At 57.9% G+C, this 16,941-nt stretch carries 15 protein-coding genes; 6 read left to right on the top strand and 9 right to left on the bottom strand.

Annotated elements, in window-relative coordinates:
* Window positions 1-5 precede the first annotated feature (5 nt).
* Window positions 6-509 carry a GNAT family N-acetyltransferase gene (locus tag LOH53_RS14605; RefSeq protein ID WP_230068489.1) on the top strand — a complete coding sequence of 168 codons (504 nt, stop codon included), beginning with the start codon at window positions 6-8 and terminating at the stop codon, window positions 507-509.
* Entirely contained in the window at window positions 506-1,801 is a 1,296-nt protein-coding gene (locus LOH53_RS14600; protein WP_230068488.1) for an alpha/beta fold hydrolase, read from the top strand. The genes LOH53_RS14605 and LOH53_RS14600 overlap by 4 nt, the downstream gene beginning before the upstream one ends.
* A gap of 39 nt (window positions 1,802-1,840) precedes the next feature.
* Here LOH53_RS14600 and uvrB read toward each other — a convergent pair whose 3' ends face one another.
* Window positions 1,841-3,916: an excinuclease ABC subunit UvrB gene (gene uvrB / locus LOH53_RS14595; RefSeq protein WP_230068487.1), complete on the bottom strand. Its 2,076-nt coding sequence runs from the start codon at window positions 3,914-3,916 to the stop codon at window positions 1,841-1,843.
* Window positions 3,917-4,109: 193 nt separating this feature from the next.
* On the opposite strand from uvrB, the gene LOH53_RS14590 reads away from it, so the two are divergent.
* Window positions 4,110-4,532 (top strand): DUF4190 domain-containing protein, encoded by a 423-nt coding sequence (locus tag LOH53_RS14590; protein WP_230068486.1) that lies wholly within the window; start codon window positions 4,110-4,112, stop codon window positions 4,530-4,532.
* 70 nt (window positions 4,533-4,602) lie between these two features.
* Here the strand turns inward: LOH53_RS14590 and coaE are convergent, their stop codons facing one another.
* Window positions 4,603-5,802, bottom strand: coding sequence for a dephospho-CoA kinase (gene coaE, locus LOH53_RS14585; RefSeq protein ID WP_230068485.1), 1,200 nt, complete (start codon window positions 5,800-5,802; stop codon window positions 4,603-4,605).
* A 22-nt stretch (window positions 5,803-5,824) separates the two neighbouring features.
* Here coaE and LOH53_RS14580 point away from each other — a divergent pair, with 22 nt between their 5' ends.
* Entirely contained in the window at window positions 5,825-6,586 is a 762-nt protein-coding gene (locus LOH53_RS14580) for an IMPACT family protein (protein ID WP_230068484.1), read from the top strand.
* On the opposite strand, the gene LOH53_RS14575 is transcribed toward LOH53_RS14580, so the two are convergent.
* The gene (locus LOH53_RS14575; RefSeq protein ID WP_230068483.1) at window positions 6,583-6,948 is read right to left on the bottom strand and encodes a hypothetical protein; all 366 of its coding nucleotides are present in this window, start codon (window positions 6,946-6,948) and stop codon (window positions 6,583-6,585) included. The genes LOH53_RS14580 and LOH53_RS14575 overlap by 4 nt on opposite strands.
* A gap of 140 nt (window positions 6,949-7,088) precedes the next feature.
* Entirely contained in the window at window positions 7,089-8,570 is a 1,482-nt protein-coding gene (rpsA, locus tag LOH53_RS14570; RefSeq protein ID WP_230068482.1) for a 30S ribosomal protein S1, read from the bottom strand.
* Window positions 8,571-8,810: 240 nt separating this feature from the next.
* On the opposite strand from rpsA, the gene LOH53_RS14565 reads away from it, so the two are divergent.
* A complete protein-coding gene (locus tag LOH53_RS14565) occupies window positions 8,811-9,566 on the top strand; it encodes an ABC transporter permease (RefSeq protein WP_230068481.1) in 756 nt (251 codons plus the stop codon).
* Here the strand turns inward: LOH53_RS14565 and LOH53_RS14560 are convergent.
* Together LOH53_RS14560 and polA are read right to left on the bottom strand one after the other, a co-directional pair.
* Window positions 9,563-10,906: a GNAT family N-acetyltransferase gene (locus tag LOH53_RS14560; RefSeq protein ID WP_230068480.1), complete on the bottom strand. Its 1,344-nt coding sequence runs from the start codon at window positions 10,904-10,906 to the stop codon at window positions 9,563-9,565. The two genes, LOH53_RS14565 and LOH53_RS14560, sit on opposite strands and share 4 nt — an antisense overlap.
* 47 nt (window positions 10,907-10,953) lie before the next feature.
* On the bottom strand, window positions 10,954-13,692 hold the full coding sequence (polA, locus tag LOH53_RS14555) for a DNA polymerase I (RefSeq protein ID WP_230068549.1): 2,739 nt from the start codon (window positions 13,690-13,692) through the stop codon (window positions 10,954-10,956).
* A gap of 49 nt (window positions 13,693-13,741) precedes the next feature.
* On the opposite strand from polA, the gene LOH53_RS14550 reads away from it, so the two are divergent.
* The gene (locus tag LOH53_RS14550) at window positions 13,742-14,200 is read left to right on the top strand and encodes a hotdog fold thioesterase (protein WP_230068548.1); all 459 of its coding nucleotides are present in this window, start codon (window positions 13,742-13,744) and stop codon (window positions 14,198-14,200) included.
* 124 nt (window positions 14,201-14,324) lie between these two features.
* On the opposite strand, the gene LOH53_RS14545 is transcribed toward LOH53_RS14550, so the two are convergent.
* The 3 genes from LOH53_RS14545 to LOH53_RS14535 form a co-directional block, all read right to left on the bottom strand.
* A complete protein-coding gene (locus LOH53_RS14545) occupies window positions 14,325-14,648 on the bottom strand; it encodes a hypothetical protein (RefSeq protein ID WP_376991574.1) in 324 nt (107 codons plus the stop codon).
* The gene (locus LOH53_RS14540) at window positions 14,645-16,021 is read right to left on the bottom strand and encodes an inorganic phosphate transporter (protein WP_230068479.1); all 1,377 of its coding nucleotides are present in this window, start codon (window positions 16,019-16,021) and stop codon (window positions 14,645-14,647) included. Before LOH53_RS14540 ends, LOH53_RS14545 begins: the two co-directional genes overlap by 4 nt.
* A 696-nt stretch (window positions 16,022-16,717) precedes the next feature.
* A partial coding sequence (locus tag LOH53_RS14535; protein ID WP_230068478.1) for a hypothetical protein occupies window positions 16,718-16,941 on the bottom strand: 224 nt, incomplete at its 5' end.

The following is a 16,941-nucleotide window of genomic DNA, read 5'->3' as shown; positions in this document are numbered from 1 at the left end:
GAAGCATGAATTTGATCCGCACCGCTGTGCCCTCTGACGTTCCCGCGATCCTGGCCATGATCCATGATCTCGCCGTTTATGAAAAAGAACCAGATGCCGTTAAGAACACGGTGGAGATGCTCCACGAGAACCTGTTTGGCGAGAATCCCGGCATCTATGCTCACGTGGTTGATAACCCTACCGCCGGAGAGCCCATCATCGGTTTCGCCCTGTGGTTCTTGAACTATTCCACGTGGGAGGGCACCATGGGCATCTACCTCGAGGATCTTTATGTACGTCCGCAGGTCCGTGGCGGTGGTTACGGAAAGGCGCTGCTGCGCGCCCTGGCGCAGATAGCCGTTGAACGTGGCTACGCCCGCGTTGAATGGAGCGTATTGGACTGGAACGAACCATCAATCAACTTTTATAAGTCCATCGGGGCCGCGCCCATGGACGGCTGGCACGTCTTCCGTCTTGACGGAGCGGGGCTGGGCAGCTTCGGGGCAACTTCCGTGGGTGTCAACGCATGAGCGCAAAATACACTGTCCGTGGCGTAGCCATGCGCGACCACCGTTTCACTGTACCGCTGAACCACGCGGAGCCCAGCGGAGCTACAATCGAGGTCTTTGCGCGGGAACTCTTTGATCCCGCCTTAGAGAAGGAGCAGCTACCCTGGCTGTTGTTCCTCCAAGGTGGTCCGGGCGGGCGCGGCAACCGGCCCCTGGGTCTCAATGGCTGGCTGGCGGAGGCTTGTAAGAGCTTTCGCGTCCTCATGCTTGACCAACGCGGGACGGGTCTTTCCACTCCTGCCAACCGGCAAACACTGCCGCTCATCGGAGATCCGCGCGCCCAAGCTGATTACCTTTCCCATTTCCGCGCCACGGACATTGTGGCCGATGCCGAGCTCATCAGGAATGAGCTTGGCTCTGCACCTTGGACCATCTTCGGCCAGAGTTATGGCGGATTCTGCGCCTTGACCTATCTTTCCTTTGCTCCAGAGGGTCTGAAAGAGGCGCTCATCACGGGTGGTCTGGGACCCCTTAGCGGACCGCCAGAACAAGTCTATGAAGCTACCTTCGCCAGGCTTCTGGACCGGAACGCCGAGTACTTTGCGCGCTATCCCCAAGACAGGGCCGTTTTCACCAAAATCATCTCTCACGTCGTAGCCGTTCCAGAGTTTCTGCCCTCGGGTGAACGCCTCACCCCCGAACGCGTGCAGATGCTGGGAAACTACCTTGGTGGGAACACCCGGATCGACGCGTTGCACTTCCTCTTTGAGGATGCGTTTGTTCCCACGCCCGACGGCGATCGCCTCTCTGATGGCTTCCTCGCCCAGGTCTGGGCTCAGGTCACCCGGGGCGCGAATCCACTCTATGCACTCATGCACGAGTCCATCTACGTTCAGGGTAAGGCGAGTAACTGGGCCGCGGCTCGAGTCTTGGCCAAGCACCCCCAGTTTCACCCCGATGCTAATGAACCCCTGCTAACGGGCGAAGCCGTGTACCCGTGGTACTTCGAGCAGGATCCAGCGCTGGTACCGCTGGCAGAGGTAGCGCAGTTACTGGCTACCCGTACGGAGGGTTGGGGAAATCTGTACGATTTGTCTGCGCTGAGCCGCAATACGGTTCCGGTGGCCGCAGCCGTGTACTCGGAAGACATCTTTGTCGACAGGGACATCGCCGTCGCGACAGCTGCCGCTGTCAAGGGCCTACATGTGTGGGAAAGTGCCGACTTCCACCATGACGGGATCGCCGACGACGGGGAGGGCATCTTTGCCCGCCTGCTGGAGTTGGTCCGCTCACCCAACGCTCGGTTACTTTAGGGGCACTTCCACCCAACGCTCGGTTACTTTAGGGTCCTCCTACGCGTGTCCAGCCTCACGCATTTGCCGTAGCTCTTTCTTCAGATCTCCCACTTCGTCGCGGAGCCTGGCCGCTAATTCAAAATGCAGCTCGGCGGCAGCCCCATGCATCTGCGCAGTGAGCTCCTCGATCAGCCCTACCAAATCTGCTGCTGGCCGGGAAGCAAGTCCGCCCACCCGAATCGCCGACTTCTTCTTCTCCGACTTCGTCCGGGCTTCTTGGAGCAACGCCGCAGTGTCAGCGTCTTCACGGGCCAGCTGATCAGTGATGTCAGCGATCTTTTTACGCAATGGCTGAGGATCCAAGCCGCGTTCAGTGTTGTAGGCAACTTGGATAGCGCGTCGTCGGTTTGTTTCGTCGATGGCGAACTGCATGGAGTCTGTAATTCTGTCCGCATACATATGTACTTCGCCGGAGACGTTACGTGCTGCACGACCAATCGTCTGGATCAAGGACGTCGCTGAACGCAAGAAGCCTTCCTTGTCTGCATCGAGAATACTCACCAGCGAAACCTCGGGAAGGTCTAGACCCTCCCTCAAAAGGTTGATACCCACCAGGACGTCAAAGACACCCATACGCAGTTCTCGCAGCAGTTCCACTCGACGCAGAGTATCTACGTCCGAGTGCAGGTACTGGACCTTGATCCCGTTGCCAAGCAAGTAGTCTGTAAGGTCCTCAGCCATCCGCTTAGTCAGGGTGGTCACCAGCACTCGTTCATTCTTGGCAGTCCTGGTGCGAATCTCTGAAAGAAGATCATTGATTTGATCTTTGGAGGGCTTTACGATGATGGCCGGGTCCACCAAACCTGTGGGCCTGATGATCTGCTGAACAGTGCCATCAGCCTTGCCCAACTCATATTTTCCGGGGGTCGCGGACATGTAGACGGTTTGTCCTACCCGTTCGAGGAACTCATCCCACTTCAATGGCCGGTTATCCATGGCCGACGGCAGACGGAAACCATGATCAACCAGAGTCCGTTTACGAGACATATCGCCTTCGTACATGGCCCCGATCTGCGGAACGGTGACGTGCGATTCGTCGATGACCAGCAGAAAGTCATCGGGGAAGTAGTCCAGCAAGCAGTGCGGGGCAGTACCGGGTCCACGGCCGTCAATGTGCCGGGAATAGTTTTCTATTCCGTTGCAGAACCCCATCTGCTCCATCATTTCAAGATCATAGGTGGTGCGCATTCGCAGCCGTTGGGCCTCCAGCAACTTGTTCTGGCTTTCCAGCTCCTTGGTGCGCGCAGCCAACTCGTCCTCAATCTGCTTCGTGGCACGGGCCATTCGGTCCGGCCCTGCTACATAGTGAGACGCGGGGAACACATACATTTCCGTTTCTTCCCGAATGACCTGTCCGGTCAGTGGGTGCAGGGTGTAAATGTTTTCAATTTCGTCGCCGAAGAATTCAATGCGCAGGGCCTGTTCCTCGTACATAGGAATAATTTCCACGGTGTCCCCGCGCACGCGAAAAGTCCCCCGGTGAAAGTCAATGTCATTGCGCGCATATTGCATGGAAACGAACTTGCGCAGCAAGTCATCCCGGTTCATCGTGGCGCCACGAGTCAGTGTCACCATGCCTGCCACGTACTCTTCCGGCGTTCCTAAACCATAGATGCAGGAAACCGTGGCCACCACAATAACGTCGCGTCGTGTCAAGAGGGCATTAGTGGCGGAGTGCCGCAGCCGTTCCACTTCTTCATTGACGGAGGAGTCTTTTTCGATAAACGTATCCGACTGCGGTACGTACGCTTCCGGCTGGTAGTAGTCATAATAGGAAACAAAGTATTCAACGGCGTTGTTCGGCAACAACTCCCGAAATTCATTGGCTAGCTGCGCTGCAAGGGTCTTGTTTTGCACCATAACCAAAGTGGGTCGCTGAACCTGTTCGATCAGCCAGGCAGCCGTAGCGGACTTACCTGTTCCGGTCGCCCCCAAGAGCACGACATCCTTTTCTCCGTTGTTGATGCGCTCGGTCAGTTCCTTGATGGCCGCAGGCTGATCTCCTGCTGGCTGAAAGTCACTAATGACCTCAAAAGGGGCAACAACACGATGTATTTCTTGGGCAAGGCTCATACGGATAACGCTACCCCCCCTCAGGACGGCAGCACACAGTGCCATGCAGTGGACCAAGCATATTCCGTGAAATGAAACGCGGCCAAGGAACGTGTGTCCAGGATGGGTAGAACTTCCCATCGGATTTCCCCACGCAGTCTGCACTCCCGTGCAAGGATGGATTGCATCATCACATGCAACTCTGGAGGAAAACATGACATCAAGCGGTACCGAGAACCCCTATGGGCAAAAAGATCCAGCGGCGGCCCCTGCGCCTTACGCGCAGCAGGGCGCGCCTTACGCGCAGCAGCCTGCCCCCTACGGCGCCCCTAACGTAGACCCCGGCAAGACGATGGCGATCATCGCCATCATCCTACCGTTCGTCGGATTAGGCCTCGTGGGCTTGATCCTGGGCATTGTAGCCAAAGTGAAGTCCAAGAAGGCAGGATTCAATAACAAGCTCGCTTTCTGGGCAATCATTATCAGCATCCTGGCCATAGTGGTCACAATCGTTCTCATCATCGTAGGCATTATGCTCGGTGTAGAGGCAGCGCAACAGTTAGTGGACGCGTGCAGCAATGGCGATCCCACTGTTGTAATCAACGGACAGCTGATCTCCTGCGCAGGAATTAAGTAACTGGTTCCAAACAGGAAACGGCCCGCCTTCCGCGGGCCGCTTCCTGTTTAACCTCGTGTTTTTACGACACTCACGCCTGTCCGGTTTGGCGTAGCCATTCCAACAACTTCGGCACGGCCGTTGCGAAGTAGCCTTCTTTGGCCTGTGCATAACCCGCGGTGTCAGCGTCGGCGCAATGCTCTGTAGCCACACGACGCTTAAGACTCTCGTAGTCTTTACGCGCTATTGAATCCGCTCGGAGCCAGTTTCTAAACTCGAGCGCCAGAACCGCTCCCGGAGATCCAGCCACGCGGACGTGAAGGTTTACAGGGCGCCCCGGATCTGCTGCGTTGTGAAAGCGCTTTTCCCATCTCTGCGCTACCGAACCGCCAGCAAAGTCATGCCCGTTATCCCACCATTGCCCGCTCCGGTGTGGAAAGCCGGCTTGGGCCAACGCGCTCGTAACTGCGTCGGCATCTGATAGATCACGGACCAACAGTTGCAGATCAATGACATCCTTTGCGCTAAGCCCAGCAATAGAGGTGGAGCCAATGTGCTCCACTGCCACAGCGTTCTGCCCCGCCGCGAGCATAATCCGGGCACACAGCCGCGCCCCCTGCTCCGCCCAAGCTGGATTTGGCGCCACAATCACAGCGGGACCTTGGCTTACGGCACATCTATTCGCGGCCAGATTCGCGGCAAACGGAGCTAGCCGACTGTTCCACAGCTCGTCCAGTGCTACCAACGCGGACTCGGGAGTGCCGCTGTTATCAATGATGACATCGGCACCGGCCTTTCGCTCTATATCAGTGGCTTGGGCGTCCATCCGCGCCACTGCTTCCACCGGGGACATCCCTCTGTTCGCCACCATCCGTGCCATCCGTTGTTCGACCGGAGCATCTACCACCACCACTAGGTGAAAGTGTGCTCCCTGCCCGGTTTCAATCAGCAGAGGGATATCCTGGACCACAATGGCGTCGGCTTCCGCTGCGCTCTTGAGGACCGCCGCGGCGGCACGGACTAGTGGGTGCACGATTGCGTTTAGGGCTGCCAACTTCCTCTGATCGGCAAAGACCAAGGCGCCCAGCACAGGACGATCCAGTGATCCGTCCTCTTGCAATACTCCCGGACCGAATTCCTTAGCGACAGAAGCTAGGCCGGCAGTTCCGGGAGCCACCACGTCACGGGCAAGCTGATCCGCGTCGATCACCACAGCCCCTAACTCACGGAACCGCTGGGACATCAAAGACTTGCCGGACGCTATGCCGCCCGTGAGACCAATCGAAAGCATGCCTCCACACTAGACTGAAAGTGTGAGCCAGGCACCGCACTCCCCCGCTACCGCTGCCTCTGGTGCGTCCCGTGCCGCCAGTATCTATACCACACTGGCCGCGGGCCGTGACTACCGCAGTGAACTATCCATCAAACGTTCTCGCTTCATCACAGTGCTCCGGCGCGTCGACGATGAAGCCGGCGCCCGAGTCCTAGAGACTGAACTGCGGCACGAGTTTTACGGCGCCCGTCATCATTGCTCCGCGTTGGTCCTTGGCGCGCAGCGAGAGATCATACGTTCCCATGACGATGGCGAACCCGCAGGGACCGCCGGAGTACCCATGCTCGGGAGTCTGCTCAAATATGAGGCACCGGCCCGAGAAGAAAATGGGGCAGCCCCCAATACCCACCTACCGACGGCGAAGCTCAGCGACGTTTGCGCCGTCGTCGTACGGTATTTTGGTGGGACGCTTCTGGGAGCCGGTGGGTTAGTAAGGGCCTATTCCGATTCTGTCAGCGGGGCGCTGGCGTCGGCTTCTTTGGTACGCAGGGAACGGCTGCAACGATTCACTGTGGCTCTTGCGCATGGCGATGCCGGACGAATCGAGAACGAACTGCGCAGTGCCGGCTACTCGATGACCGGCAATAGTTATGGGGCGCAGGAGACGAAGATAGGGTTTGCTGTGGCGGACCAGGCTGCTGTAATAGATGCAGTTGCAGACAGATTGGCTTCCCTAACGGGTGGACACGCTAACTTGGTGCCTGCTGGCTCTAGCTGGGTGGACAGCCCACCGCTGGGCTAGGCGTCCCGGCTCAATTCCCCTGTCAAGTCCGGCCACGGAACCGTGACACGCTGGCCAAAGACCATCGCCTTCATTAGGTCCGCATGCGCCACCACGATGCCATCAGGGGAAACCTCAAGGATGACAACACCGTTACGCAGATCCGGCTGCGCATCCTTGAGCTGCCAACGTTCCGCCAGCTCGGATATGCCCCGCTCCAGAAGCCTCTGCTCTGCCTCGAGGAACTCTGCTGGCGGCCCCACATCGTGACCAAGCAGGCTGCGCGGTTGGACAAGGGACCAGTCCTTGGCGAGGGCTTGGAGGTAGCCGACCGTTTCGCCGTCGACCGGCCGGGTCACCTTCATCCATGATGCAGCAGACATGATCTGTGGATTCCTCCTTGATGGCTGGGACTGCAGCGGCATACATAAATGGTCAGTGGTGCGCTTGATAAAAAGAGCGGGCCCCCCACCTTCTGGTGGGGGACCCGCTCTCATTCACACTCGTGCGAAAGTGACCGAAATTAGTTTCCGGTGAGCTTCTCGCGCAGTGCCGCAAGTGCCTCATCGGATGCCAAGGTACCGGCTCCGGCTTCGGCGACTACAGGCTCAGAGGAGTAGCTGGCCGCTGCCGACTCGCCACCCTCAGCTGCGCCGTCAGCTGCTGCATCTTCTGCAGCGTGCTGTGCTACCTGCTTTTTGTGGGACTCCCAACGTGCCTGGGCGTCAGCGTACTGCTGCTCCCAAACGGCGCGCTGAGCTTCGTAGCCTTCAAGCCACTCGTTGGACTCGGAATCGAAGCCCTCCGGGTACTTGTAGTTGCCCTCTTCGTCGTACTCAGCAACCATTCCGTACAGTGCCGGATCGAACTCGGTGGAGTCGACGTCGACACCCTCGTTAGCCTGCTTGAGGGAGAGCGAGATGCGGCGGCGTTCCAGATCGATGTCGATGACCTTGACGAACAGCTCATCCCCTACGGAGACAACCTGCTCGGCCAGCTCTACGTGGCGGACAGCCAACTCGGAGATGTGAACGAGGCCTTCGATGCCGTCTTCGACGCGAACGAAAGCACCGAAGGGGACCAACTTGGTGACCTTACCCGGAACAACCTGCCCGAGGGCGTGGGTGCGGGCGAAGGTCTGCCACGGATCTTCCTGCGTAGCCTTGAGCGAGAGCGATACACGCTCGCGGTCCAGATCCACTTCCAGAACCTCGACGGTGACTTCCTGGCCAACTTCGACAACCTCGGAGGGGTGGTCGATGTGCTTCCAGGACAGCTCGGAAACGTGAACGAGTCCGTCTACGCCGCCAAGGTCCACGAATGCACCGAAGTTGACGATCGAGGACACGACGCCGGGACGAACCTGACCCTTTTCCAGCTTGTTGAGGAACGTGGAACGAACCTCGGACTGGGTCTGCTCGAGCCAGGCACGGCGGGACAGGACCACGTTGTTGCGGTTCTTGTCGAGCTCGATGATCTTGGCTTCGATCTGCTGGCCAATGTACGGAGCCAGGTCGCGCACACGGCGCATCTCGACCAGCGATGCCGGCAAGAAGCCGCGCAGGCCGATGTCGAGGATAAGACCACCCTTGACCACCTCGATGACGGTACCGGTAACGACACCGTCTTCTTCCTTGACCTTCTCGATGTCGCCCCAGGCGCGCTCGTACTGTGCGCGCTTCTTGGAGAGAATCAGGCGGCCTTCTTTATCTTCCTTCGTGAGGACCAAAGCTTCGACCTGATCGCCAACGGAGACTACGTCTCCGGGATCAACGTCATGCTTGATAGAGAGTTCACGGGAGGGGATGACACCTTCGGTCTTGTAACCGATGTCGAGCAGAACTTCGTCGCGGTCAACCTTGACAACTACACCTTCAACGAGGTCGCCGTCGTTGAAGTACTTGATGGTTGCGTCTACTGCGGCGAGGAATTCTTCAGCAGTACCAATGTCGTTGATCGCAACAACTGGAGTGGTACTAGTCTTCTCGGGGGTCGTGATGGTCATGTAGTAGGGGCTCCGATGTGGATAGTTGGTTTCGCCGGACACAAGCAGCTCGCGAAAAATCGCTTCCTGCCGGACTGCGCCCGGAATTATTATGTTTGCAGGGGTTCCTGCCGATGATGAACACGTAAATCCGAGAATCGAGCGGCTCGAGCCACTGTTTTCGCCCATTACATGCCCGTTTAGTCTAGTTGTTCGTGCCTAAGAGCGCAAAAGCTGTGAACGACGGCGATAATTGCGTTTGTGGATAACTCAACCTTGTTACGTCTTGGCCCCAACGCATGGATTTTGCTGGTTGTTTTTCTTGTTCTAGCGGCCGTTGTTTGGCGTTCAGCTTTGCAGCGCCCACCACTACAAATGCTGTTCGCGGGGGTCCGCGCGCTTATCCAATTGGCTGCCGTGGCTCTGGTCATAGGCTGGTTGTCGGGGCGAGGGGCTTTGGCCTTTGCTTTCGTTGCTCTTATGTTCGCCGTGGGCGTGTGGACTTCCGGACACCGCGTAGCCCCCGGCGGCCGCTGGTGGATGGCGGCGTTTCCGATGGCTGCTGGCGTGGTGCCGGTTGCAGTTCTCATGTTTGCCTTTGGCGTTCTGCCGTTTAGCGCTCTGGCCATCATCGCTGTCTTGGGGCAACAGATAGGTGGTTCCATGTCTACGCTCACGCTGAGCGGTAGGCGAATCCGGGACGAGCTGGGGCTGCGCCGGGGTGAAGTCGAGGCAGCCGTGGCACTGGGTTTCGTGTGGCCGCAAGCACGACTAATGGTGGCCCGCCCGATCGCAGGTGAGGCGGTGCTTCCGTCTATCGATCAGACTCGTACCGCCGGACTCGTGACGCTTCCAGGGGCGTTTGTCGGCATGATTCTAGGTGGCGCATCGCCTTTGGATGCCGGACTCATCCAGTTATTGGTACTGATATCGCTCTTGTTAGTCAACGCTGTCACGGCGTCACTGGCGCTGTGGCTGTGGGCCCACAACTTGTGGCTACCGCGGACAGCCCACTAGAAGTCAGCCATACTGTGGGCGACGAGCGACGAGGAGAAGAGTGCGTCAAACGTGACGATCGATCCTTGACGCACCTCGCGAAGGCGTCCCGCAGCCTCTAAAGTCCGGGCACTCACGGCACCAAGGTACAGGCTTGAGAGTTCGCTGACTCCCATGGCCAGATCCGCTTCTACCGAACCATCTTCTGGACACCGAGTAACAGTTGCAGTGCCCTCAACCACTTCGATGCGGAAAATTCCAGATGCATGCCCCAAAGGATCACCTACGTGGACGGTCACTGTTCCGTCCACCGTGTAGGCCTTAGCTGCCAGCGCTGCGGGCACGTCTAAAATACGTAGCCATAGGTGGTCTTCCATCCCTTTGCGCTGGTAGCGGCGTTTGCCAGCTATAGCCCATTCCAGCGGGTCCTGGACCGGAGCGCTGTCCCAGCTGACACGCTCAATCAGATCCAGGGACCCTAGGAACTTCCACAGCGCCAGATATGCCTCACCCGTCACGGCTAACAGATCTTTCACAATGGCTGTGGCAGGTGTGAGGCTTTCGTCGACTGTGTAGGTGACGTAGCCGTCGACACTTCCATCTTGGCCATAGTGGAGGGCAGCCCTGACGTTACGGACGGGCTCAGTGTGCTCGTAACCGCCCTGCCCCGATATCAGCAGTCGATACATATCCTGTCTACCGATGGAACCGAACGTGGTGGCGTGGACGCGGGTAAAAATCTCATTGTGCAGGTCCCGCACCACAGCTGCGTCTGCAACCTCCACAGTTCCGTGATCGGCGGACATCGGAACGATGAACTCCAAACCACCATTGGTGGCGACCTCAATCTTGCATTTGTGAGTAGCTACGCCAAAGCCGAAGCGTCCATAAATCGTGGCCTCGGACGCTGTCAACGCTGCCATCGGAATGCCGGCGGCCTTCACTTGGGCTAGATCCGAGCTCATCATGGCTCGCAAAATACCGCGACGTCGGTGGCTGGGTCGCACAGTGACGGCTGTGATCTGGTGAACGGGCAGAAGCGTCCCGCCACCAACATTGACGTCCTTGCGGTGATACGCGTACGTGGCGACCGGATACTCCGGACCCCAAGCTCCTGCCGGGGAACCAGCATCGGTGAGGTACGCCCCAGTTACCATCCGCCCATCCACCTGCTCGGAGAGGACGAACTTCTTAATATCGGCATCTGTTGGTGCCGGTCCATAGAACCCCAGGGCGACGGCGTGAGTCCAGTTGAGCACTTCGTCAGGGACTTCACCGTCCACTAATCGGGTCGGGAAAGTACGCAGCGTGTAGGGGAAGGACCTCGGGTTACGGTGCGTGGCAGGGCGTTCAGTGATCACGGACTCTCCTCAAACAATATGCGCGGTACGGGACTGGAAAGACTTACTTAGTGTCCGGCGTCGTTCCAACTGGCGCCAACACCAACCTGAACTTCAAGAGGAACCTTGAGCTCGGCAGCGGCACCCATCTGCTCAACCACCATTTTCTCCACGCTTTCGCGTTCTCCAGGCCAAATTTCCAGAACAAGTTCGTCATGTACCTGCAAGAGCAGTCGTGACTTCAGGCCTTGCGCCTCCAGACCGGTGGCAACGCCGAGCATGGCGTGCTTGATGATGTCAGCTGCGGATCCCTGAATGGGTGAATTTAGTGCCACACGCTCGGCAAGGTCCCGCAATTGGCGGTCTGTACTGGTCAAATCAGGCAGGTAGCGGCGACGGCCCTCAATGGTGGACGTGTAGCCGTCAATGCGTGCCTGCTCGACCACGCCCCGCAAATAGTCACGTACCCCACCAAAACGGTCAAAATAGTCCTTGACAAGGGTACGGGCTTCGTCAACTGAGATCTCCAACTGCTTAGATAGCCCAAAACTCGTCAACCCGTAGGCCAGACCGTAGGACATCGCCTTGACCTTGGAACGCATAGCGGAGGTGACCTCCTGCGGCGGGACACCAAAAACGTGGGAACCCACATAGCGGTGCAGATCCTCCCCCTCCGCATAGGCCTTGATTAGCCCAGCATCACCGGAAAGGTGGGCCATGATGCGCATTTCGATCTGGGAGTAGTCAGCGGCCAGCAGGCACTCGTAGCCTTCGCTGACAACGAACATGTCCCGGACGCGGCGCCCTTCCTCGCTACGGATGGGGATGTTTTGCAGATTTGGATTGTTGGAGGAAAGCCTGCCCGTTGCAGCCACGTTCTGAGCGTATGTGGTGTGGATTCGGCCATCGGTGTCAATCGACTTCTTCAGAGTCTCCACCATTTGCTTGAGCTTGGACGCTTCGCGGTGGGCCATGAGCTGGGCTAAGAACTCGTGCCCCGTCTTCTCCAGCAAAGTTTTCAGCGACGCAGCATCAGTCGTATAGCCGGTTTTGATCTTCTTCGTTTTGGGCAGCGCCAATTCCTCAAAAAGCACTTCTTGCAGCTGTTTAGGCGAGCCAAGGTTCACCTCGTGGCCGATCGCAGCAAAAGCGGCTTCTTGCGCCGCATTCATGGCCTTCGTGAAGTCTGCCATGAGGGTGTCCAGTCTCTCCCGGGAGACGTCGATCCCGGTCAATTCCATTTGCGCCAGGACCACTGCGACGGGCAGTTCCAGTTCTGTCAGTAGGTTTGCAGCACCCCGCTCGGCTAGCATCGGTGCAAAGTGTTCGCTGAGCAACAGTGCCACGTAGCCTCGTTGGACCGCCACGGCAAACTTAGTGTCCTCTTCCAATCCCAAATCCAGTTGCCCGGCACTTTCCTGCCCAGCCGGTGCGAAGGTTACCTTGAGATGAACCTGGCTTAGATCGGCCAAGTCATAGCTGCGGCGGTCGGGTTGGATGAGGTACCCGGAAAGCGACGTGTCGTCTATGACACCTTCGAGTCTGAGGCCGCAAGGAGCCAGTGCTTTGAGTGCTTCCTTGTATTCGTGGACCACTTTGGGAGCGTCTCCGCCGAGCCAGGCGGTCAGGGCCGTATCCAGCTCTTCATCCGCAGTTCCGAGCTCGACGACGACAGCCGAGTCCGTGCGGACCAGCGCGATAGCTGTGGCCTCTCGCAAAAGGCCCAACGGCTCACTGAGCACCTCAACAGCGGTCAGCGACTGCTCTCCCCCTGTGGCGCCGCCGGGCTGCGCACTCTTCCCGTCGAGCCATACCGTCAACGCGGCTGCGTCAGTGACCAGCTGGTGGGCAGGAACCTCGTGGCCGACGCCGTCGTCCACTTCTTCTTCCTCGGCGAACAGATCGTAGAGGCGCTTGCGTAAGGTATTGAACTGCAAAGCGTCAAAGAGTTCTTCGACGGCGTCACGGTTGGGCGCTTGCAGCACCATATCGTCGAGGGCGACCGGCAGCTCCATATCCCGCAAGAGATGGTTCAGGCGGCGGTTGCGCTTCACGTCGTCCACATGGGCGCGGAGGGACTCCCCAACTTTGCCGCCAATGGAGTCCACGTTTTCTAAAATTCCTTCGAGGCCGCCATAGAGATTTATCCACTTCGCTGCCGTCTTAGGCCCAACACCTGGGACTCCCGGCAGGTTATCCGCGCTCTCACCCACCAGCGCAGCCAGATCAGAATAGCGATTTGGCGGGACAAGGTATTTGGCCTCTACTGCTGCAGCATCCATCGGCGGGATATCTGAAATACCCTTCTTTGGGTAAAGCACCAGCACTTTCTCGGTGATGAGCTGGAACGCATCGCGGTCTCCAGAGACGACGAGAACATCCCAGCCAGCCTTCTCGCCCTGAACAGAAAGAGTGGCGATAATGTCGTCAGCTTCAAATCCGTCGACAGAGATCGTGGGGATATTCATGGTAGCCATGACCTTGATGATCAGGTCGATTTGCCCGTAGAACTCTTCCGGGGTCTTATTGCGTCCCCCCTTGTACTCCGCGTACTCCAGTGAGCGGAACGTGGGTGTATCCAAATCGAAAGCTACCACCACGTGCGTGGGTTTCTGCTGGCGGATCATGGTCAGCAGCATGGAGGTGAATCCGTGGACGGCGTTGGTGTGCTGGCCCGTATCCGTGGCGAAGTTCTCTGGCGGCAGGGCATAAAAGGCGCGGAATGCCATGGAGTGTCCGTCAAGCACTAATAGGCGCGGCGTTCCAGCATTGATGGACGCATCAGTATTGGCAGCGGTTTTGGGCATTTTGGTGGCCGTCTTGGCAGATTCACTCACAGGTGTCAGCCTAGTCATCATGGAGAATAATTTCACGCCGCATGGATACACGGAAGAACTCAACGCTGCGGGGGTGCCATTGTCGATGCATGAATGGCTCTCTGAGATGGGAGTTGGCGGGCTTGTGAAGAAGATGGGAATCGTATTTGGCGAGATGACGCCGCAGTTTATGACTGCCACCATGCCGGTGGAAGGTAATACACAAGTGGCTGGCCTTTTGCACGGCGGCGCACATTTGGTCATGGCTGAAACCCTTGGCTCGTTTGCTGCGGCAATGCATGCCGGGCCAGAGCGCCACGTGGTGGGGATCGAAATTGGCGCCACACATCACCGCGGAATCAAGTCAGGCTTGGTGACGGGAACTGCTACGGCTATTCATCTGGGCCGCACGCTGGCCACCCACGAAGTCGTCATGACGGATTCGCAGGGACGCAAGCTCTCCACAGCACGAATCACCAACTTGATCTTGGACAACTGAGTCCGCCAAAGCACGGCCCAGCTTTGCGCTAAACGACGACGCCGGGCACTCACTTTTCGCAGCTTGCGGTGGGTGAGTGCCCGGCGTCGTTCTTAAACTTCGGCATAATTCTGCTCAGAACGGTTTAGACGGCGACACCGAACAAGTGCATGGCCCATTTGTAAAAGGGCGGAACGATCAGAACGACGCCGATGACGACTGCCAGAATGCTGAACGCGAAACACACGTACGATCCTGTTTTAGCTAGGCGGGGTGAGCTGGCGTCAACATCGTCGCTGACCGCTCCAAGCCGGACGCCCAACGAATACATGACCACCACGAAGCCGGCTCCGACCATGGTCACGACGGCGACAACGACGAAGCCCATCCAATCAATCACGGGCGCATCCGGCGCCTGTGCAGCCAGGCTGTGAGCTGCAAGGTTGAAGGCCACAGACATTTGCATCACTTGTCTTTCTTGATGGACTGCTTTTTAGCGTTCTTGGGAAATTCAGCTGCGTGGGCGGCCTTGGTCATGGCTTTCAGCACCGCGGTATCTGCTTGGTCCAGTGCAGCTTGTGCCTTGGCTCTCACCGTTGCCGTCTCGGCAGCGCGCTTGGCTGCCTTCTCGGCAACCTTCTCCGCAGCGCGGACCTGTGCGGCCAGCCGCTCACGTTCTTTCTTACTGGGGATGTGAAGCGCCTCACCCACTGCATCAACATCGCTGATGGCATTACTGTGATCAACGGTTTGACGCTGAGAGAGGTAGAACATATAAGTAATTGCACTGAGGCCCAGAATGCCGACAATTACCAGGCCCACGGTTCCTACCCGAATGAGCAAGGCGGCGAGCCCACCCACAACAGCCGCGGCAGGGAGCGTGAATAACCAGCCGAGGCTGATCTTCCCGATAGCTCCCCAGCGCACCGTTGACCCTTTCCTGCCAAGCCCAGAACCAATGACGGAGCCGGAGGCAACGTGCGTGGTCGAGAGTGCGAAGCCGAGGTGGCTGGACGCCAGAATTGCTGCAGCTGTGCTGGTTTCAGCGGCGAAGCCCTGAGCAGGTTTGACGTCGGTGAGGCCAGACCCCAGTGTCCGAATGATGCGCCAACCGCCAGCATACGTTCCACCGGCAATGGCAAGGGCGCAAGCTGTGATGACCCAGATATGCGGCCCGGTCCCCGACTCTTGCAAATTGGAGGCAATGAGAACCAGGGTGATGACACCCATGGTTTTCTGGGCGTCATTGGTGCCGTGTGCCAGTGCCACAAGCGAGGAGCTGAAAATCTGACCACGACGGAAGCCACCACGTTTCTGGGTGAGCTTATCCCCTGAATCCGGGTCTGAGCGGCGGGTGATGCCGTACGCCAATTTGGTGCAGGCATAAGCCACCAGCCCCGCAACGGCGGGCGCCAGCAACGCTGGAAAAATTACCTTTGACAAGACCACTAGAAAATTAACGGCCCCAAAGTTCCAGGTACCCACAATTGCAGCACCGATCAAACCACCAAACAAAGCATGGGAAGAACTAGACGGCAGGCCCAAGAGCCACGTGAACAAGTTCCAAAGCACTGCCCCCATCAAACCAGCGAAAATAATCGCCGGAGTGATAGCGAACTCCTTCTCGTTGATGATGCCACCAGAGATGGTCTTTGCCACTTCCGTCGAGAGGAATGCTCCTACAAGGTTCAAGATCGCAGCAAGTGTCACCGCGGTTTTGGGCTTAATGGCCCCGGTTGCGATGGGCGTCGCCATGGCATTGGCGGTGTCGTGAAAACCATTGGTGAAATCGAAGAAAAGGGCCAATGCTATGACAAGCACGACCATGAAGGTGAGATCCACCCGAGATCCATTTCTTTTGGGGACAAAACCGAAACTGCGAAAAGTCTAGTCGGACACAGGCCGTGAACAGCATTGCGGGTACTTCAGCACCCCAGGCTTCATTGGGCCCAGCCTTTATGATCCTACGATGATTTGTGCTGGTCCAGTTATACGGGTCTTTGTCTACAGTAGGTGCCGAGCCGTATTCGCGCATGTGATGAAGCGCCTGGACGAATATGCGATAGGCCGTCCCGAATGGAGCTTAAGTGTTCAGCCCACGGCTCATTGCACAGCTGCGTGAATACCGTGCGCGCCAAGTTCGGTCCTTAAACGCTACGAAGAATCCAGACATTCAGGCCTGTTGGCGGGACGAATACGGTTGGTGCCAAATGGCGACTCATCGCTCCGGCCGACGCTCCTGTTCCCTTGGGGGGACGCTCACTCACGCAATCTGGCAGAGAGCCGACTCACCGCAGCCTCATGCCTAGTAGCAGATGGGGAACCGCCTTCTGGCCGTTCAGGAACAGCACGTTAGCAGTGCCGAAAATCACGTTCCGGACCACGTCAAATGGTCCACAATATTACCTCCACGTGAGGAATCACTCAGTGTGAAGATGGCGCTGCAGTAACTGTCGATAGTGAGTCCGTCCGTAGCGTGGAGTCCGGACCCACAATCACTAACCAAAACCCCCATTACTTATCTGCAGGAAGTCACCGTCAATATTCGGGCCTACGAGCCCTTCCGCTTCCCTTTGGCCTCCCGCCATTGATCCCGCCGGGCTCAACGAGCTCCTGTAAGCGATCGTGGATCCGGAAATCCGAATGGTGGGAACGATTCGGCCCGGTATTTTGGGCCGGGGATGCGTCTTCGGCCTGGGTCAGCAGCGTAATGAGGTGTGGGGTGTGCCTGGTAGGGGTGGGGGTGTTGTTGTGTAGTGGTG

The organism is Arthrobacter cryoconiti (assembly GCF_020905375.1).
GTDB classification, from domain to species: domain Bacteria; phylum Actinomycetota; class Actinomycetes; order Actinomycetales; family Micrococcaceae; genus Specibacter; species Specibacter cryoconiti.
The sequence above is the reverse complement of the archived record's forward strand: the minus strand, read 5'-3'. Positions and strand labels throughout refer to the sequence as shown.